Origin of the sequence: Proteus sp. fly-1067, assembly GCF_040139345.1 — a bacterium.
GTDB classification, from domain to species: Bacteria; Pseudomonadota; Gammaproteobacteria; order Enterobacterales; family Enterobacteriaceae; genus Proteus; species Proteus vulgaris_B.
The window spans coordinates 34,887-55,285 of record NZ_JBEEUL010000002.1 but is presented as its reverse complement, the minus strand read 5'-3'; the positions used below and the strand labels follow the sequence as shown (position 1 = coordinate 55,285).

12 protein-coding genes are annotated in these 20,399 nt (G+C 38.7%); 8 read left to right on the top strand and 4 right to left on the bottom strand.

What is annotated here, in order from left to right:
* Nucleotides 1-28: 28 nt before the first annotated feature.
* Genes sdhA through sdhC form a run of 3 tightly spaced genes read right to left on the bottom strand, consistent with a single transcriptional unit; the run spans nucleotide 29 to nucleotide 2,513 of the window.
* The gene (gene sdhA / locus ABN217_RS04845) at nucleotides 29-1,795 is read right to left on the bottom strand and encodes a succinate dehydrogenase flavoprotein subunit (RefSeq protein ID WP_072070206.1); all 1,767 of its coding nucleotides are present in this window, start codon (nucleotides 1,793-1,795) and stop codon (nucleotides 29-31) included.
* On the bottom strand, nucleotides 1,795-2,139 hold the full coding sequence (gene sdhD, locus ABN217_RS04840) for a succinate dehydrogenase membrane anchor subunit (protein ID WP_006537664.1): 345 nt from the start codon (nucleotides 2,137-2,139) through the stop codon (nucleotides 1,795-1,797). Before sdhD ends, sdhA begins: the two co-directional genes overlap by 1 nt.
* Nucleotides 2,133-2,513, bottom strand: coding sequence for a succinate dehydrogenase cytochrome b556 subunit (sdhC, locus tag ABN217_RS04835; protein ID WP_129586864.1), 381 nt, complete (start codon nucleotides 2,511-2,513; stop codon nucleotides 2,133-2,135). The genes sdhD and sdhC overlap by 7 nt, the downstream gene beginning before the upstream one ends.
* A 630-nt stretch (nucleotides 2,514-3,143) precedes the next feature.
* Here sdhC and ABN217_RS04830 point away from each other — a divergent pair.
* On the top strand, nucleotides 3,144-4,427 hold the full coding sequence (locus ABN217_RS04830; protein ID WP_349459138.1) for a citrate synthase: 1,284 nt from the start codon (nucleotides 3,144-3,146) through the stop codon (nucleotides 4,425-4,427).
* A 76-nt stretch (nucleotides 4,428-4,503) separates the two neighbouring features.
* Here the strand turns inward: ABN217_RS04830 and ABN217_RS04825 are convergent, their stop codons facing one another.
* Complete coding sequence (locus tag ABN217_RS04825; protein WP_072070207.1) at nucleotides 4,504-5,265, bottom strand: AraC family transcriptional regulator; 762 nt, start codon at nucleotides 5,263-5,265, stop codon at nucleotides 4,504-4,506.
* 101 nt (nucleotides 5,266-5,366) lie between these two features.
* On the opposite strand from ABN217_RS04825, the gene ABN217_RS04820 reads away from it, so the two are divergent.
* From ABN217_RS04820 to ABN217_RS04790, 7 genes are all read left to right on the top strand, one after another.
* A complete protein-coding gene (locus ABN217_RS04820) occupies nucleotides 5,367-6,497 on the top strand; it encodes a multidrug effflux MFS transporter (RefSeq protein ID WP_349459137.1) in 1,131 nt (376 codons plus the stop codon).
* A gap of 110 nt (nucleotides 6,498-6,607) precedes the next feature.
* Complete coding sequence (locus ABN217_RS04815; protein ID WP_349459136.1) at nucleotides 6,608-9,226, top strand: DUF4132 domain-containing protein; 2,619 nt, start codon at nucleotides 6,608-6,610, stop codon at nucleotides 9,224-9,226.
* A 397-nt stretch (nucleotides 9,227-9,623) separates the two neighbouring features.
* Nucleotides 9,624-13,352, top strand: coding sequence for a DUF4132 domain-containing protein (locus tag ABN217_RS04810; RefSeq protein WP_196553425.1), 3,729 nt, complete (start codon nucleotides 9,624-9,626; stop codon nucleotides 13,350-13,352).
* A gap of 25 nt (nucleotides 13,353-13,377) precedes the next feature.
* On the top strand, nucleotides 13,378-14,487 hold the full coding sequence (locus tag ABN217_RS04805; RefSeq protein WP_196553426.1) for an ATP-binding protein: 1,110 nt from the start codon (nucleotides 13,378-13,380) through the stop codon (nucleotides 14,485-14,487).
* 97 nt (nucleotides 14,488-14,584) lie between these two features.
* Nucleotides 14,585-17,167, top strand: a complete 2,583-nt coding sequence (locus ABN217_RS04800) for a DUF5682 family protein (RefSeq protein WP_197269426.1) — start codon at nucleotides 14,585-14,587, stop codon at nucleotides 17,165-17,167.
* Entirely contained in the window at nucleotides 17,154-18,308 is a 1,155-nt protein-coding gene (locus tag ABN217_RS04795) for a VWA domain-containing protein (protein WP_349459135.1), read from the top strand. Before ABN217_RS04800 ends, ABN217_RS04795 begins: the two co-directional genes overlap by 14 nt.
* Nucleotides 18,305-20,374: an SWIM zinc finger family protein gene (locus ABN217_RS04790; protein ID WP_349459134.1), complete on the top strand. Its 2,070-nt coding sequence runs from the start codon at nucleotides 18,305-18,307 to the stop codon at nucleotides 20,372-20,374. The genes ABN217_RS04795 and ABN217_RS04790 overlap by 4 nt, the downstream gene beginning before the upstream one ends.
* The last annotated feature ends 25 nt before the right edge of the window (nucleotides 20,375-20,399 follow it).

The window sequence follows — 20,399 nt, the reverse complement described above, 5'->3', positions numbered from 1 at the left end:
GTCTCCGCAACTTCAATAACACCGCTAATTAATATGTACGCACTTTTGGTGGGAAGGCTTCACGCAGTTTTGGCTGCATATTGACTTCACGGCGTGTCATTGTTTCGGTTTGCGGTTGATATAATGTATGACATAACCAGTTCGCATCATCACGCTCTGGGAAATCGAAACGGCTATGAGCTCCACGACTTTCTGTACGGAAGTTTGCAGACACCGCAGTGGCATAAGCTGTTTCCATCAGGTTGTCTAATTCTAAGCACTCAATACGCTGTGTATTAAACTCACTTGAATTATCATCCAGTCGTGCATTTTGTAAGCGCTCACGAATAACTTTCAGTTCTTCTAAGCCTTTAGCCATTGCATCACCTTCACGGAATACCGAGAAGTTATGTTGCATACAAGATTGCAGTGCTTTACGGATCTCAACAGGATCTTCACCAGAGCGATTGTTTTCCCAGCGATTTAAGCGTGTTAATGCTGCATCAACATCCGACTCGCTTGCATCACGCATCGTGCCTTGTTCCATCAGAGATTCTTTTAAGTGAACCCCTGCTGAACGACCAAATACAACGAGGTCTAACAGTGAGTTACCGCCTAAGCGGTTGGCACCATGAACAGATACACAAGCAATTTCACCGACAGCAAACAGTCCAGGAATAACAACATCTTCGCCCTTCTCATTTACACGAATGGCTTGGCCTGTCACTTTTGTTGGAATACCACCCATCATATAGTGACAAGTCGGAATAACTGGAATTGGCTCTTTGATAGGATCAACGTGTGCAAATGTACGAGACAAATCAAGAATACCTGGTAAACGTGATTCAAGGACTTCTTTACCAAGATGGTCGAGTTTCAATTTCGCATGAGGACCCCAAGGGCCATCACAACCACGACCTTCACGAATTTCAATCATGATTGAACGTGCAACCACATCACGACCAGCAAGGTCTTTAGCGTTTGGCGCATAACGTTCCATAAAGCGTTCACCGTCTTTATTCAACAGATATCCGCCTTCACCACGACAACCTTCAGTCACTAACACACCTGCACCCGCAATACCAGTTGGGTGGAATTGCCACATTTCCATATCTTGCAGAGGAACACCTGCGCGAACCGCCATACCAACCCCGTCACCTGTGTTGATATGTGCATTTGTCGTAGATTGATAAATACGGCCTGCACCACCTGTGGCTAAAATAGTGGCATTAGCTTTGAAATAAACAACTTCACCTGTTTCGATGCAAATTGCAGTACAACCAACAATATCGCCATCTTGGTTTTTCACGAGATCCAGTGAATACCACTCTGAAAAGATAGTTGTATGATTTTTTAAATTTTGCTGATACAGGGTATGCAATAGTGCGTGCCCAGTACGGTCAGCAGCGGCCGCAGTACGCGCAGCTTGTTCGCCACCGAAGTTCTTAGACTGACCACCAAACGGACGTTGATAAATACGGCCATCATCTAAGCGAGAAAATGGTAGTCCCATATGTTCCAGCTCTAAAATTGCTTCAGGGCCAGTTTTACACATATATTCGATTGCATCTTGGTCTCCGATATAATCGGAACCTTTTACTGTATCGTACATGTGCCATTCCCAGTTATCCTCATGAGTATTACCTAGCGCAACGGTAATACCGCCTTGAGCTGAAACAGTATGAGAACGAGTAGGAAAAACTTTAGAAATTAGTGCACAAGACAAACCCATTTGGGAAATCTGTAAAGCGGCACGCATACCCGCGCCACCAGCACCAATAACAACGGCATCAAACTCTCTTACTGGCAGATTCATTACACACCCCACACCACAATTGTTCCATAAATAAGATAAACCAACAGCGCAACAACAATAATCAGTTGTAAAGTCAGGCGTAATGCCAGCGGTTTAATATAGTCCGTTAACACTTGCCACATGCCTATCCACGCGTGGATAAGAATAGAAAGCAACGTCAAGATGGTGAACACTTTGGTTAGGGATGAGCTAAAGAACCCACGCCATACTTCATAGGTAATTTCTGTGGTTGCAATAAAACCCACAAGATAAAGAACATATAAAACGATGATGATGGCTGAGGCACGCAGAAATAACCAATCCTGTATGCCAGTACGGCCTAAAGTAGAAGAATTACTTACCATACTAATACCCCCGCCAATATTGATAAAATTACTGTAATAACCATAGATGCAGCCGCTGAATTGCGACCCACAATCAAGGTTTCATCAATAAAGCCGAAGTCCATTAGCATGTGACGAATACCACCACAAATATGGTATGCCAATGCTGTCAGGATGCCCCACAAAATAAATTTTGCGAAGAAGCCAGTCATTATTTCAGCAGCTTGCTGAAAACCTTCAGGAGAAGAGAGAGAGGTGCCAAGTAACCACAGTAAAATGCCAACTGCGACTAACATGATAACCCCAGAGACACGATGCAAGATCGATGCGATAGCAGGGAGTGGAAACTGTATCGTCTGTAAATCCAGATTGACAGGTCTTTGTTTTTTCACAATTTATGCCCACACAGCTTTTATAATTTTTCCTTCCTCCGGACCTGGATGGAAATCAAACAGCGAATGGGGTACAAAGGCACATTTTAAGTAAAATGTTAAATCCGTCTATTTTACAAAAATTGTGGATTCGTTACGCTGGTTCTCCATACAACAAAGGTTCCGGAGACCTGCGCGCAGTATAAGTGCTTCACAAACTTATTACAATTACCACACAACTTGTGTGCCAGACATTTGCCTCGAACAGTGAGAGGGATCACTATTTAATATATCTGATGCAAAAATGATTATCATTTTTGACACACGTACAACATTTTTATTACATTTAACGCATAATTTTAATGTTTATGTTTTTTTTGTGCGCAAACACGCTTCCAGAAACCTCAAACTTATGTAAAAGTGTTGTCAGTACTAATTCTAAGTGCATTGCATAAAAAAGCACCTAAAAAAACATAACATCAAAAGCTCCTTAACATAAGTGACACACTATAGACCTAGATATGACGGGCATAAAATAAAACCCGACTGGGTACCTTACATCAACTATAGTTTCACTATCGAAGTGCATCTTTATTCTTTATGGAGATACCCTCGACTTTGTTAGGAGACATATAAGCGCTAAGGAGATTATAAATGGCTGATAACAAAGCTAAGCTAACGATTGATGAAACATCTGTAGACTTGGACGTTCTATCCCCTACACTCGGTTCCAAAGTTATTGATATTCGTACTCTCGGCTCCAAAGGTTATTACACCTATGATCCCGGCTTTACCTCAACCGCCTCTTGTGAGTCAAAAATCACCTTTATTGATGGTGATAACGGTATCTTACTTCACCGTGGTTTCCCTATCGGGCAATTAGCGACTGAATCAACATACTTAGAAGTTTGTTACATCCTGCTGTACGGTGAAGCACCGACCCAAGAGCAATACGATAATTTTAAAACAACTGTCACCCGTCACACGATGATCCATGAACAAATCACCCGCCTGTTCAATGGTTTCCGTCGTGACTCTCACCCAATGGCTGTATTGTGTGGTGTAACAGGGGCTTTAGCGGCGTTCTATCATGATGCATTGGATGTCAGTAATCCGATTCACCGCGATATAACGGCTTATCGCCTATTATCCAAAATGCCAACAGTGGCAGCAATGTGTTACAAATATTCTATTGGTCAACCTTTTGTATATCCAAAGAATGACCTTTCTTATGCGGGTAACTTCTTGCATATGATGTTTGCAACACCATGCGAAGAATATGTTGTCAATCCAGTACTTGAGCGTGCTATGGATAGAATTTTCATCCTTCATGCTGATCACGAACAAAACGCGTCAACATCTACAGTACGTACCGCAGGCTCTTCAGGTGCAAATCCATTTGCCTGTATCGCCGCGGGTATCGCGTCACTTTGGGGACCTGCTCATGGCGGTGCGAACGAAGCATGTTTACGTATGCTAGAAGAGATCAAAACAGTTGAACACATTCCTGAGTTCATTAAACGTGCAAAAGACAAAAATGACTCCTTCCGTTTAATGGGCTTTGGTCATCGTGTTTACAAGAACTACGATCCTCGTGCAACAGTTATGCGTGAAACCTGTCATGAAGTGTTAAAAGAATTAAATCTCAATGACAGCTTACTTGAAGTGGCAATGGAATTAGAACGCATCGCATTAAACGACCCGTACTTTATTGAGAAAAAACTGTACCCTAACGTAGACTTCTACTCTGGTATTATCCTTAAAGCGTTAGGTATTCCATCCAATATGTTTACTGTTATTTTTGCGATTGCACGTACAATTGGCTGGATTGCTCACTGGAATGAAATGCACGAAGATGGACTGAAAATTGCGCGACCTCGTCAGCTTTATACTGGTTATGATGAGCGCGATTTCAAAAGTGAAATTAAAAAGAAATAATTGAATTCTATTAATTATTTATCTTGATAAGCCCCGTTTAAATCGGGGCTTTATAATTTTATTTACTAAAAATTAATCAGCTTTTTAAATATTCTTGTGGTGTCTGACCTGTCATTTTCTTAAAAAATGTAATAAAGGCACTGTCACTGGCAAATCCTAAAATCTGACTAATATCTATATAACGATGATGAGTTGCTAATAATTCAATGGCTTTCATTAATCGCCATTGTTGACGCCATTGCTGGTAACTTAAACCTGTTTCTTTATAAAATAAACGTGTGATCGTTTTTTCACTCGCTCCCACATATTTCGCCATATCTTGTAATGCTGGAGGCAAATCATCAAATGATAAACGCTTTAATCGCCTATCTTTCGGCATAAATAAATGATTGGGTTGTCGTTGAGCCTGCGTAATTTCATCAAAGAAAACAGCTAATAGATTCGCATAACGCCCTTCTTCCCATTGTGTATCAAAATCAGCCACAGAAATACGTTCAAGAATTTCTCGCAAAAGAGGAGAAAGCGTAAATATCTCACTCTCACTGGGAAATTTATCATGATATTTATCGGAAATATAAACAGAGCGATATCCCACAGAGGCATACATTTCGACTCGATGTTCTAACTTTGCGGGGATCCACGCAATTCTCATGGGAGGTAAAACAGAAACTCGAGAGGCTAAAGTAATTCGCATACATCCTGACTGCGTAAATAATAATTGTCCTCTATCATGAGAATGAAATCCTGAATCGTGCTTTCCCATTTCTGCTGCAATACCCACAACTGATGCAAGATGCTCTTCCGGCACAAAGTGGTCGTATTGATTAAGCCAAGCCATTACTTGTCCTATTTGAAATATAATATGTCTTTATTTTTATAACAAGACATTCATTATCTCTGTATTCTGCTCATCAAGATTTAAGGATGTAGGATAAAAAGATGAACAAAAAACTCTCTTTATGGTTAGCAATTGCGTTAATGATGTTTCCACAAATTGCAGAGACCATTTATAGCCCAGCACTTACTAATATTGCAAACGGCTTTCATGTCAGTGCAAACGAGGCTGGACAAACACTTTCGCTCTATTTCTTTGCGTTTGCATTAGGGGTCATTATATGGGGTCGGTTATGCGATGTCATTGGTCGTCGTCCGACAATGTTAGCTGGATTGTTTATTTATGCTATTGCTTGTCTTAGTGTTTTCATGACACAAGATTTTTCAGTATTACTTGGATTACGCATGCTTTCCGCTTTTGGTGCTGCGGTAGGCTCAGTTGGCACACAAACCATTATGCGTGATGTTTATAATGGTGATGAGTTAGCAAAAGTATTCTCAGTTATGGGAGCCGCTATCGCATTAAGTCCAGCAATAGGTATGTTAAGTGGTTCATTATTAGTCAGCTATGCAGGTTACCAAGGCGTATTTAGTGGTCTAGCTCTCCTAGCTGTGATTTTACTGTTATGGAGTACTTTTGCTTTACCTGAAAGTCGCCCTGAAACAATAAAAACAGCTCCATTAGGAGAAACTGCAATAAAAATGCTTAAGGATAAGCAAATTGCTAAAACAGTATTATTAATTGCCTTTTTTAATATCAGCCTTTTTGCTTATTATCAGTTAGCACCTTTTATGTTTGATAAACAAGGTTATAGTGCAAGCGCCTTTGGATATAGTGGCATTGTATTAGCAATAGGTGTCGGTATTGGCTCTTATATTAATAAAGCATTATTAAATCGTCATTGGTCATGTGGAAAATTAGTTTTACTTGCTAGCTTTATTGCATTAGTCAGTGCTGTGGGTGTTTATTTTTTACGTGACCACATTAGCTTTATTATTCCAATGATGACGAGCGTTATTGCTTATGGCATTGCTATTCCAAATATCTTAGCCACAGCATTAGCACAGTATAAAGATCGTTTAGGCACTGCGGGGGCATTATTAGGCTTGTTCTACTATTTGTTAATTGGTGGTGGACTTGCACTTGCAGGGTGGGGACAAGATCTAGCCATCACCTTACTAATTTGTAGTCTAGGTTCATTGCTACTCTCTTTTTCTCGTCAAACGACAAAATAATAAATTCGAAAGAACTTCTTATATCCATAAGAGGTTCTTTTTATTTTGTGATATTTATATAAACTCAAAAGGAGCAACATCAACAAATTAAAAATGAATAAGGATAAAAAATGGCAAATGGAATAAGCATGGCACAAAAGAATTTAGACAAAAAACTAGCACAATTTAGTAACGAAAATAATCTTTATTCCATTGAGATACCAGCATTAATTCAATTAGAAGACACACCTTTGCCTGATAGGGCATATGAGATAATTATCACCTCATATCAAGCACTATTAAAAGAAATGAAGCAAAAAGCAATTGAGGAGAAAAAATGGAATAAACACTCTTCATTTGTTTATAAAGAGGCTCAAGAAAATTATGATGCGCTTTCTCAATATAATGAAAGTAGCTTAAAAAACATTCTTATTCAGATTAATTCAAGTAACGGTATTTTAAATAAGTTTGACTGTCAGATCATTACCTATAAGAATGGCATTCCAAGCTCACCTGAGTTCACCCTTTTTCATCTTATTCGCTCATTAGATAACGATCCTTCATCGAAATATATTTCCAGTTATACTATTAATGATTATGGTTCAGCCCATATTTTTGAACATATTGAATTACGTCATATTGAAGAAGTTCTGATCCAACGAAATTACCCTAATGCTTCACGTATTGTTGCTGATTTTTTCCTTGGACAATACGGCATAGAAGAGTTCTTACGACCTGAACAAATCTGGCCATTTTATTACCAACACCCAGAATATATTGCTGAAGCATTAAAGCTTATCCCAAATCAAGGCAGTAGTGAGAGCGATCAATTTAGCCTTGATAATGCCCTTCGTGTGCTAGAAACCTATCCTATTATTCCATCGCAATTTGTTCCTAAAATATTACAATTGGCTTTAGGTGATACACAAATTTATCGCTTTGATGCACAAAAACTTATTGAAAAACTCCCAGAGCCTCACTTATTTATTCAAGAAGGTCTAATTTCAAAGAAAAAAAACTCTCGAATTATTGCAATAAATTGGTTAATTGAACTCAATAATCATGATGCCGTACCCGCTTTAGCCACTTTATTAAAAACAGAAAATGATGAGGTCGTTCGGACTCTGTTAATTACTGCACTCGAACATTTTGGCGAAGATATATCAGATTATCTCGATCCATTAATGTTATTGGCAGAAGCTGAAATTGGCCTGAAAAATAAAATTCCTGATAATTTAGCGTGGTTTGATTTTAACACCCTCCCTCAACTAACATGGAAAAATAATAAAACTGTTGAACCAAGAATTATTCAGTGGTGGATAGTATTGGCGGTAAAATTAAAGCTCCCTGCGAGTAACGCATTATTACACCGTTATATCAATTTGCTTTCTTTGAAAAGCCAACAAACACTGGCTCAATTCTTATTAATTGCCTTTATTACTCAAGATGTTGATACGCCATCAGAAGAGAGAATTTACTTAAGCTCAGGAGTGTCTTATTCAGCATCTATGTCAGCAATTAAAGAAAAAGGGATGTTAGGACTTATTTTTCCAATTGAAGGGCATATTGCTGTACCTTTATTGCGAAATTATATGCGTGACCATTATGAACGCCGAGCACAAATAGAAGCGATGATTGACGCTATTGGTGGAAGTAATGACCCAATCATTATTCAATTTTTACTTTCTATTTCTCGCCGTTATCGTGCAGCACCTATTCAAACTAAAGCACGACAGTTAATCTCCCAAATAGCCCAACGCAATAATTGGACTGAAGATGAACTGGCAGATAGAACCATACCAACTGCCGGACTTGATGACTCAGGTGTACTGACTTTAGATTATGGTGAACGCACATTTACTGCAAAAATTAACGACAAACTGCAATTTGTCCTATTTAACACCGAAGGCAAAGTGATAAAAGCATTACCAGCTCCTCGCGTTAGTGATGACAGCACACTAATTAAAGAGACAAAAAAACACTTCACATCAAGTAAAAAAGAGTTAAAACAGATTATCGAATCACAGACATTACGTTTATACGAAGCAATGTGCGTTCAACGCCAATGGCTAAGCACTGACTGGAAAGAATTTCTTCAAGCTAATCCGATTATGCATAAATTAATGGAGCGATTAATTTGGCAAGAAATTAAGAATGATAAAATCATTAATACATTTCGTCCTTCAAATGATGGTGCTTTATTAAATATTGAAGATGAAGAAATTACATTACAAAGTGATTCATCTCTTCGTTTAGCACATTGCGTATTTTTAAATAAAGAAGAAAAACACACATGGTTAGCACATTTTCAAGATTACAAAGTAAGGTTTTTATTCACCCAATTAGAACATGACATGCCAATATTAGAAGATAAACAAACTCAGATCGCAGAGAAAAAAGGTTGGTTAACAGATGCCTATACATTAAGAAGCGCAATGACAAAATTAGGCTATCAACGTGGCTCAGTAGAAGATGCTGGATTTTATAACTGTTATCACAAATATTTTTCTGGCTTAGATCTCAGTGTCATTATCAACTTTAGTGGTAACTGCGTACCTGAAGAAAATGTCACTGTCGCATTATTAGAGTTAGTTTTTGAAAAAGGTCGCCAAAGTGGATTAGATAGGCATCAATTAGCTATCAAAAATATTCCACCTATTTTATTAGCAGAAAGCTATGCGGAATACTTAAAAATCGCAGATGCTTGCGCGGGTTTTTCTTCTGATTGGGAAAAGAAGCTACCTTGGTAAACACTATTCACTGATGATTTTCTTATCCCGTACTAAATAAAAAGTACGGGATTTTTTCCAGCAGAATTAAGCTTCATTTTTTGCTGTTAATTTTCAATCAGTTTAGCTAAGGGTTAACGCTTACTTTATTAAACAGACAATTCTTAAATTTTTTAAATACCACAAAAAATGCCTTTATTATCACTTCTTCATTTTCAGCACTTTTTCCTGATATAGTGTTTTATATATTGCAGAATTGAATATTAATAAAGCTAGGTTAGCTTTTTTAGCGTTTATATCTATAAATTTAACAAATGATATATCTTGCCCACGATCCCAACTGTAATAATCAAATTGTTCGTTTCGCTATTTCATGGTAAAAAAAACTGTTTATCCATACATAGCTTAAGGAACTGGCGTGATAAAAAAAATCTTAGACATTTTTCCTATTTTTGGGAAAAAAGACGTCGATATTACTGAGAAATATCTCCAAGAATCTCTTGTACTGCTTGCTATATTTGATGAAGGATTACCTAAACGTGCATTAGATTATGTACTTACAGGTAAAAACCCTGAAATTCTTTTTGAATTAAATAAACTAGATGCAGCAAAAGCAGCCGTTTATTTTCATCGTGCAGGAACATTAGAATGGTGGTATGCCAGTAATATTGATACAGGAAAATATAGTAAAGTTATCACCCAAGGTCTTAATGCCCGCCATAAACTCTACTCTAAAGTTGGCGAAAGCTTTTCCTTAGAACAAGTTGCTCGTTATGCGAAAGTCATTGCAGCCGCATGCCAAGATATCAATATCAAAGTAACAACAACTGAAGTGCCAACTTGGGTTATTTACCTGTTAGTTGATGCGTTTTACACCACTTATGATAATGCACGTAATCTTAATTTAGAGCATCGTAAACATTGGAGTATGGAATTTATCGCCAAAATGGCCGAAGCAGAGGCCAATATTGCAGGTGAAAATGCATTATTCGCGGTATTCGATAGAAAAGATATCTCTGAATATTATGCTTCTAATCTTAAGCGTATTTATGAACTCCATGATTTAAAAGATTATCTGCTTTCACATCAAGAGTTTATTAGAACAGAATTAATTGAAAAACTTTCAGCAAATGGTTTAGTTGAGCTAATTAACTATCTAAATAAAAATACGATATTACGCGATACCTTTGCAGATATTATTGTTTTACTTGCCACCAGCAGTTTAAAAACAGTGAAAAAAGCCGCAGAACCTATTTTGAATACCTTGCCGGCTAAAATTGTAAAAGAAAATTTAACCCATGTTTTAATGAATGGTACGCCAAAACAACGTACACAAGCAGCTGATTTATTTGCTCGCCAAGGTGAAAACCGTGATGTACTTGAAGAAGCATTAAAACATGAAACCTCAAAAGCAGTCATCAAGAGCATTGAAAGTGCCCTACAACGTTTTAGCGTTGCTGATAACGCAAACACCGTTGATGCCATCGAAGCGCCTGATTTTACGCCATTAGAAGATACTCCATTACCCGATAGTGCCCGTGATATTATGGTCAGTAACTTCAATGAGATGTTAGCTAAAGCGAAAGAAAATGCTGAACGCGAAATTGAAGAAAATAAAACATCGAAGCACTCTTATAATTGGGCACAACGTCATTATAAAGATTTATCTAAAATCGATGAAAAACAATGTCGTGCATTAGTTGATAAACTCAACAGCGGGCAAGGTACTATTCAGTCGAATGAAATCCTAATTATTAAACACAAAAATCGTATTCCTAATTTACCAGAATACACATTCTTCCATGCTGTGCGTGTGATAACCAACAACCGCCAACATGCCGATCACTTTTCTTCTCACTACTTTAATGGCGATATTCCTGAGCGTTTATTTAGTGATATTGAATTACGACAAGTTGAAAATGCATTAGAAAGATGTAGCTTCAAACGCGCAGCCCGTATCACCGCCGCACTATGCTTAGAATCTTATCAAGATGGCTTACGTCGTTTTCGTAAACCAGAACAAGTTTGGCCTTTTTTCTCTCAACATACTGATTATATTGCAGAAGCACTAAACTTAATGCCAAACCAAAGTGAACATCGCTATCGCCAATTTGAAACATCACAAGGTATTGAAGTATTAGGTCGTTTCCCAACAATTCCTGCACAATTTGTTCCACGCATCATGGAATTGGCATTAGGTGAAAATAAAACACACCGCGTTTCTGCACAAAAATTATTAGAAACACTACCTAATATTCATTTAAGTGCACAAGAAGGATTAACCTCTAGTAAACAAGAGATCCGTGTTACAGCCATTGAATGGTTAGCTCGCTTAAATAATCCGGATTCCTTACCTGCACTTAATGCCTTATTGAAAAAAGAGAAACGCGAAGTAGTTCGAGCCTCTTTACTCACTGCATTAGAGCAATTAGGTGAAGACATTTCAGGCTACTTATCGCCAAAAACGTTATTAGCAGAAGCTGAAAAAGGCCTTAAAGCCAAAGCACCAGCAAGCCTTGCTTGGTTTAATTTTGAGGCAATCCCAGCACTCACATGGGAAAATAAAAAAGCGGTTGATCCCGCGATTATCCGTTGGTGGATTATTCTGGCAGTAAAATTAAAAATGCCAGGAGGCAACGCGTTATTGCAACGTTATATCGGACTGCTTTCTACCGATAGCCAACATAAACTTTCAAGTTTTATTCTACATACCTTCGTTGCTCAGGATATTAAAGGGCCATCACTGGAAGAAGCGATGGTAGAAGCACAACGTGAAGCGCCGGGGCGTTTAAGTAATTATCAAAACTGGGCTAAACGTTATCCTGAATATTATGCTAAATATGAAAATTTCACTTTAGAACAAGTGGTTGAAGAGATTAAAAACGAGGTATTACGTCGTTATTTAGGCTCAGCAATCAGTGATAAAGGTATGCTTGCGCTTATCTGCGGAATTGAAGGCCATGTTGCGGTATCTGTATTGCGCAACTATATGCGCGATCATTATCAGCGCCGTGCTCAAATTGAAGCGATGATTGATGCGGTTGCTTCAAGCAATGATCCTATTATCATTCAGCTTCTTCTTTCGTTATCTCGTCGCTATCGCACTGCATCTGTTCAGGAAAAGGCCCGTAATTTAGTTACGCAAATCGCAGAGCGTAATGGCTGGAGTGCTGATGAATTAGCCGATAGAACTATTCCAACCGCAGGTTTTGATGATACCGGAACATTAGTGCTGGAATATGGTGAGCGTATCTTTACCGCAAAAATGGATGCAAAACAAAAGCTTGTTCTATTTAATCCAGAAGGTAAAGAAGTTAAAGCATTACCTGCCGCGCGCAAAAATGATGATGCAGAGTTGATTAAAGAAGCGAAAAAACTTTTCACTTCAAGTAAAAAAGAACTTAAACAAGTTATTGAATTACAAAGTGTGCGTTTATATGAAGCCATGTGTGCTCAACGTCAATGGTTAAGCGCAGATTGGCAGGAATATATTTTAGCTCACCCAATTATGCATAAATTAATTGAACAATTAGTTTGGCAGGAAGTAAAAGATGGCGAAGTGATCAATACGTTCCGCCCTTCTGATGATGGCGCATTACTTAACCTTGAAGATGACGAAGTCACTTTACAAAACGACTCATTTATTCAATTAGCCCACGCGGCATTAGTTAATGAAGATGAACGTAAAGCATGGATTGCTCACTTTAAAGATTACAAAGTGAAGTTCTTATTCTCACAAATGGAACATAAAATCCCTGAGTTAGATCTAAAACTGACTGAGATTGAAGATAGAAAAGGTTGGATCACTGATACCTTCACACTACGTGGCATTTTAACCAAAATGGGCTATCAACGTGGGCCAGCTGAAGATGGTGGTTCGTTCTCTCACTATTACAAATTCTTCTCTAGTTTAAACTACTATGTAAATATCGGTTTCAGTGGTAGCTATGTACCAGAAGAAAACATCCCTGCGGTCTTATTTGATTTAAGTTTTGAGAAAAATCAGCAAGATTACTGGGATCGCAATAATATTGAGCTAAAAGAAGTTCCGCCAATTTTATTAGCAGAAAGCTATGCTGATTATCTAAAAATCGCTGAAGCTTGTGCAGGATTCGATCCTGAATGGGAAAAGAAAACACCTTGGTAATAATTAGGGATAACTAGGAAAGAATATGGCTAAAAAAGCACCCACGGAACAACAAGCAATCAGGGAAAGTGCTGAGGTTCGATTTGCTCAAGAGCTAGAGCGTTTAACAAAAGCAGATGTTAATAATCCTAAACCACAAGGATGGCTTCGCTCTCCTCGTGCTGTACGCCAATTTATTTTAGGTGATGATGTATTAGGTATCACGCCTAAATTTTTCGGCGACGATGCCTTGGTTGATCGCGCAATTGTCACATTATTAGGCAAGCAAGGTTTAATGCTAGTTGGTGAGCCAGGTACAGCAAAATCAATGCTCTCAGAGCTTTTTTCAGCTGCCATCAGTGGTGATTCAGGACTAACTATTCAGGGTACTGCGGGCACAACAGAAGATCACATCAAGTACTCATGGAACTATGCGTTGTTATTAGCAGAAGGCCCAACAGAACGCGCTTTAGTGGGATCGCCGCTTTATCAAGGTATGTTACAAGGTAAAATTGTTCGCTTTGAAGAGATAACCCGTTGTCCTCCAGAAATTCAGGACGTACTGGTTTCTTTGATGTCAGAAAAACAGTTAATGATCCCCGAAATGGGTGACGGTGCGCGTATTAGTGCAAAACCTGGGTTTAACCTTATCGGTACAGCAAACTTACGTGATCGCGGTGTCCACGAGATGTCTGCTGCATTAAAACGTCGTTTTAATTTCGAAACTGTAAAGCCCATTCGTGATCCGGCATTTGAAATCAGCTTAATTCAATCACAGTTAGAAAATGAATTAGGCTCTTTAGCCAATGAAGTGACTGTACCTGCTGATGTAGTGGAATTGCTGGTAACCACCTTCCAAGAATTGCGTTCAGGTAATACAAAAGATGGCGGTAATATCAAAACCCCTGATGCGGTTATGTCTACCGCAGAAGCGGTCAATATTGCTTATGCTTGTGCATTAGAAGCACATTACTTAGGTGATGGCGTAATGAATGCGGGTGCGATTGCGCGCCAATTAATCGGGGTTGTATTAAAAGATAATGCTGATGATATTAAACGTATTCGTTATTACATGGACAATGTAGCTAGAGAACGCGCAAGAAATAGTAAAGAGTGGAAAGCGTTCTTTGATGCATCAAAAGAGTTTTGGCAATAACACGCTGAGATTAATTGCTACAAAATAAATACGTTATTTATCAATTAAAGGCAGAGTTACTGACTCTGCCTTTTCACCCAGAAAAGGGATCGACACGGTGACGCTACCTTCAATACCTTTGCCAGAAAGAATTGACCAAGCACGACTGAAATGGACGTCGTTACAGCAACAACATCTCTATTTTGCCCCTGTACGCCATCACAGCCCCGCTTGTGCTTATGCCGTCTTATCACTAATTGATTCGGTAAAGCCTGACTATATTTTAATTGAAGGCCCTGATACCTTTAATTCTCTTATTCCAAGCCTAATTGATAAAGATACCCTGCCTCCGGTGGCTATTATGGGGCAAGCAGAATATTTGCATAATGATGGTAACCAAGAAGAACGAGAAAAATCACTGCACTCTGCCTATTTTCCATTTTGTGAATACTCACCTGAATGGCAAGCATTGCGAGGTGGTTTACGCATCAATGCAAAAACACGCTTTATCGATTTGCCTTGGGGCGCTCAAGTTAATAACGAAGAATATAGTGATTCACAAAGTCGTAGCTTACAAAAAGAACGTTATTTAGCCCATAGCCAATTTATTGCACAATTAGCCAAAAAATGTCATTGCCGTGATCATGATGATGTTTGGGAGCATCTTTTTGAGCTACGCAATATTGAAGCTTTAGCAGATTGGCAAGCACTCTTTAATGATACCTTTATTTGGTGTGCACTTGCGCGTCTTGATTATGAACCTGAAGTGCTTGAATCTGAAGGCTCTTCGCAACGTGAAGCACATATGCTCACTCATATTCAAACCATCAAACAACAAGAGCCCAATGCCAAAATTTTAATCGTCACAGGGGGATTCCATACCCTTGCATTAATTGAAGGTCTAGCCGATCCACAATCTCAATCTTTCGCCATTTCTAGCACAGAACAAAAGCAATTCACTAAAATGCAAAAAATGGGTGAAAATGAACAAGCTTGGCTTATTCGCTACAGTTTTGACAGATTAGATGCACTTAATGGCTATTCTTCTGGTATGCCATCTCCGGCTTTTTATCAACAAGTTTGGCAAAGTTTGATGCAACAACATCATGATAAATTAGAGAATAATGATGCTGCAAAACAACCAACTCAAATTTATCGCAATAAAATGGGGATTGCTTTTCTAAGCTCGGTAGCTCAGGCGATCAGAGAAAAACAATTTGATAATCCGCCTAGCTATTTAGCTGTAAAACTGGCGGCTGAACAGAGTTTACGTCTCGCTTTACTTAGAGATCACGCTGGTATGGGTCGCTATGATTTGCTTGATGGTTTACAAAGTGCCTTTATTAAAGGCAGTTTAGATGATAGTCAAAACGAGTTGTGGACAGAAATTAAAACCTGTTTTTCCGGCTATCTATTAGGCAAAATTCCATTAGGCACGGCAACCCCACCGTTGGTAAATGAAACCTATGAACGTGCTAGAGGTTTTCGTTTTAAACTTGATGATACATTAGCAAAAACCACTAAATGTGATGTGTACCGCAATCCTCAACATCGCTTAAGAAGTCGTTTTTTACATTTACTGGCCTTCTTAGAAATTCATTTTGCACACCGTGTAAATGGCCCTGATTTTCTTTCTGGTCATCAACTAGATCTGTTATTTGAAGAGTGGCAATACGCTTGGACACCCAATGTAGAAGGTGAGCTGATTTCATTATCAGAGAAAGGCTCACAACTTGAAGCTATCGCCCTAAGTAAGCTGTTATCAATGGAAAAACAGCTTGAAGAACAAGGGCAAAGCCGTTCAAGCCAGAGTGCGGTCACGTTATTAATCCAAGCAGCATTAATTGGCCTCCACCAGCGTATTCCATCACTCTTTAAACTATTAGATAACTATATTCAGCAAGATTTTCGTCTTGAGTCATTAACTCAATGTGGACATAAATTGATCCATTTATGGCGAGGTCGTCAATACCTTGATATTACCGATGAACTGGCACTGGAAAATCGACTACATCAAGTTATCCCTCAAGCATTTTTTTGCTTAGAACAACTCGCTCAAGGTGATGAACAACAACAAGAAAGCAATTTACAAGCCTTGCTCTCTTTACGTGAACTGATTGAATTTATGCCATCACTTAATAATCCACATGATTACAAAAGTGATTTCTATCAGCAGCTCAATCGCCTTGATGGTCAACTAGATGCAGTGCCTTTATTAAAAGGTGCTGTTGATGCATTGCGTTATTTAGGCTCATATATTGATGAAACCACTCTAACAAACGCATTAAATGCCACGTTTAGTACCGGAAGTTCTCCTGAGCAGGCTATTGGCTATTTTGTCGGAATTATGCGAACAGCACCAGAGCTTGTGATCCGCTTACCTTTATTGGTTGATCACTTAAATACCTTGTTACAACAATGGGATGAAGAACGTTTTATTCAGATCTTACCTGATCTGCGTTTTGCCTTTAGCCAACTTAATCCCAAGCAAAATGCAGAGCTTGCACAATATATTGCCAACGATATTGGTTTAGACACACAAGCGCTATCATTATGGCAGTCAGAATTTAGTGCTAAACAAATGATTGAAGCCACAAAACTCAATCAAAAACTGCAACAGCGTATAACGGAACAAGGCATGATTTCTTGGTTTGATACTAAGAAAGCAGAGAAAGGAGACAATGTCCATGAGTCAGCATAATGACGATATGCCAGAAGATAAAATACAACAAGCAAAGCGCTGGCGCCTGATTTTAGGTCAATATGCGGATGATGCTCTGGGGCAAGCGACTTTTAATGCTGATGATTTAAAAGTTGAACGTACACTCGACTTTCTCTATCGCCGAGAATATCAGCGCCGAGGGCTTCGCCAAGAGCGAGGACGTCATGGTTCACTCGATGCATCGCAACTTACTGCGGTAAACTGGCTAAATCAAGCACGTAAGCTATTCCCTAATAGCACCTTTGAACGTATGCAATCACAAGCTATTGAGCGTTATCAAATCAGTAGTTTTCTTAAAGATCCCAATACGTTAAAAGCAATGGAACCTACAAAAGCGTTAGCCAAAACACTATTAAGCTTGCGTGGGCGAATGAGCGAAGAAACACGAGATGCTGTTAAAACTATTATTCGCAAAGTAGTTGAAGACATTTTACGTCAAATTCGTAATAATTTTCGCCAATCATTAACGGGACGCCGTAATCGCTTTAGACGCTCTTTGGTGCCTAATAGCCGTAACTTTGATTGGCGCGCAACTATTGCCGCAAATTTAAAACATTACGATACCCAAAATCGTCGCTTAGTCATTGAAACACCTTATTTTAACTCACGGATGCAACAGCATTTTCCGTGGGATGTTATTCTCTGCGTTGACCAAAGTGCGTCAATGTCTAGTTCCATTATGTATGCGGCTATTTGTGCCAGTATTTTAGCTTCATTGCCTGCCGTAAATGTCTCTTTAGTCGTTTTTGATACTCAAGTTGTCGATTTATCTCATTTAGCAGATGATCCTGTTGAGGTTTTAATGACCGTACAATTAGGAGGCGGTACAGATATTGCTGGTGCAATGCAATACTGTGAAAGTTTGATCAAAAACCCTAAACGTACAGTTATTTCACTGATCAGCGACTTTGAAGAAGGTGGCTCATTAAACCGCTTATTAGATTGCACACAACGCCTTAATAGCCAACAAGTTAAATTATTAGGGCTTGCGGCACTTGATGATGAAGCTCAACCTGTTTATGACTCTGCGATTGCACAAAAACTCGCGGATAGAGGTATGCAAGTTGCAGCCTTAACACCAGAACATTTCGCGCAATGGCTAGCAGAGGTAATGCAATGAGTTGGCAAACAGTTTACTTTCATTACGATGAAGATGCGCTAACAGTCTTTGCAAATGCTGGATTGTTAAGACGCGCAAAAAAAGATGTTGATAACGAAAAAGTTTCACTCACTGATGCCAATACAGGGCAGTTTAGTAGTGATGGACAAAATGTTGTTTTACACGAAGCGGGGATTCAACAAGCAAGTTGTGATTGTTCTGCTTCTGGTTGCTGTAAGCATATTTTAGCTGCTGTTTTGTGGCTCCAAGCTAATAATGTCGATCATTCAAACAGCGATAATAGTATTGAAACATCAGTAGAAACTATTAATGAATCTGTTGAAATCACGCCATTGTTACCCACTTTATTTACACTTGATCCTGAACTACTGATCAAGAAAGCAGGTAAACCTGCGTGTCGAACAGCGATTAAATTAATTGAGCAATGGGAAAATATAACGTTCAATCTAGAAGACACTGGAACTCAGTTAAAAATTCAACTTCCTGATGTGAATGAACCTGTTATTTTCTTACAAGCGAGTGGTTATGATGGCATGTTATCGCCTTTTTCTGACTCACAGAAAAAAGCCTTTCATCTTGCTATCGTGGCTAAATTATTTGAGCAACACTCGAAGCCTTGGACGTGGCCTGAAAATTTAATTGCGGTGCAATCTTCTAAACGTCCTCTGAATGATGAAGAAATAGCTCTAATTAAGACCATCGAACTCTTCATTTATGATTTATTACGTCAAGGGCTATCACATATTAGCTTAAGCAGTGCAACACAGTTGCACTTATTAAATATGTCCGCCCGAGCGGAAGGTTTGCCTCGTTTAGCATCTTATTTACGAACATTAAGTACTCAAGTTAAACTGTTAGCAGAAAGACATTTCACCATGGATGAAAGCAGTGTCTTGCGTTTATTAGCCCATATTTCTGCCTATCTATTCCAATTATCTAATGCAACACCAGAACAGCTAAAAGTGTTACGAGGACAACTTCGTCGTCAATATGACGATAAAAAAACGAGTCTCTCGCTTATTCCAATTGGTGCAAATTGGTGGACAGCACAAAGTGGCGCATTAGGAGCAACATTTACCTTTTGGGATAGTGAAGAAAAACAGCTATTACAAGCAACACAAGCTCGCCCTAATCAGCTAGATACCTTATTTAATCGTTATGGTGTTTGGAACAGTTTGTCATTATGGAAACAAACTGCGGATAAATTAATGCGTCGTCCTTTTTTATTACAAGAGCCTCGTATTTCTGATGAAGGAAAGCTTGCCACCATTGGTGATAGTTTTGCTCAAAATCAAGCGGATTTTCTTGGTATTACAGACTATAACAATTTACAAACTGAGCTAGGCATCAATAATTGGCAAGATTTACCCGATTACTTCGCCCATCAAACAGAAGGATTTCTCTCCCCTCTTGTTCTGCATATCAAAAACTACAAACCTTTAATTTGGTATGAGGTAGAGCAATGTGTAATTTGGGAAGTGTCCGATAATCATGAAAACTCAGCATTCTTGCGCCTTTATTGGGAAGGAACAACACAAAATAATCTAGAAGAGTTGCGCTTTCTTACCAAAAAAGAGTTAGAAATTGTCGCAATCACAGTACAACCCGTTCGACGTGATCTCAATATAGACTTATTGCCAACGACCATTTGGATCAATACAGAAAAAGGCATTGAACTGTTTTATCTCGATTTTGACCAATTTCCACGTAAGAAAAAACAATCAGGCTTTATTAGCCGTATTCAAGAATATATGGCTAAACGTAAGCAACAAACAGCAATGCATCACAGTGAGCCGAGCTTGGCACAAAAATTCTGTCGTCCTATTTTGTCAGTATTAGAAGCCCAAGCATGTACTGGGCGGGAGTTACTCTCTGAAATGCAAAAAGAGCAATTAGAAATAAGCAAACACACCGCAGATGATTTAGGAATGACATTAATTGCTGATCAATTAGCTTATTATTTGACATTAACTTCCCGTGACTCACGGGCGTTATTACAGTTAATTTGGCTATGCGATAATCTGCAACAATTGCAAAGTCCGTTACCTATTCAGCTTAACGAGTAATTAGTATTAACAAAAAAAGCTATCT

Bases quoted from the DNA above. Each gene is read 5' to 3' on its own strand.
- ABN217_RS04820 (WP_349459137.1), top strand. From the start codon at position 5,367: ATGAACAAAAAACTCTCTTTATGGTTAGCAATTGCGTTAATGATGTTT.
- sdhD (WP_006537664.1), bottom strand. From the start codon at position 2,139: ATGGTAAGTAATTCTTCTACTTTAGGCCGTACTGGCATACAGGATTGG.
- ABN217_RS04795 (WP_349459135.1), top strand. From the start codon at position 17,154: ATGAGTCAGCATAATGACGATATGCCAGAAGATAAAATACAACAAGCA.
- ABN217_RS04815 (WP_349459136.1), top strand. From the start codon at position 6,608: ATGGCAAATGGAATAAGCATGGCACAAAAGAATTTAGACAAAAAACTA.
- ABN217_RS04790 (WP_349459134.1), top strand. From the start codon at position 18,305: ATGAGTTGGCAAACAGTTTACTTTCATTACGATGAAGATGCGCTAACA.
- ABN217_RS04805 (WP_196553426.1), top strand. From the start codon at position 13,378: ATGGCTAAAAAAGCACCCACGGAACAACAAGCAATCAGGGAAAGTGCT.
- ABN217_RS04830 (WP_349459138.1), top strand. From the start codon at position 3,144: ATGGCTGATAACAAAGCTAAGCTAACGATTGATGAAACATCTGTAGAC.
- sdhA (WP_072070206.1), bottom strand. From the start codon at position 1,795: ATGAATCTGCCAGTAAGAGAGTTTGATGCCGTTGTTATTGGTGCTGGT.
- ABN217_RS04825 (WP_072070207.1), bottom strand. From the start codon at position 5,265: ATGGCTTGGCTTAATCAATACGACCACTTTGTGCCGGAAGAGCATCTT.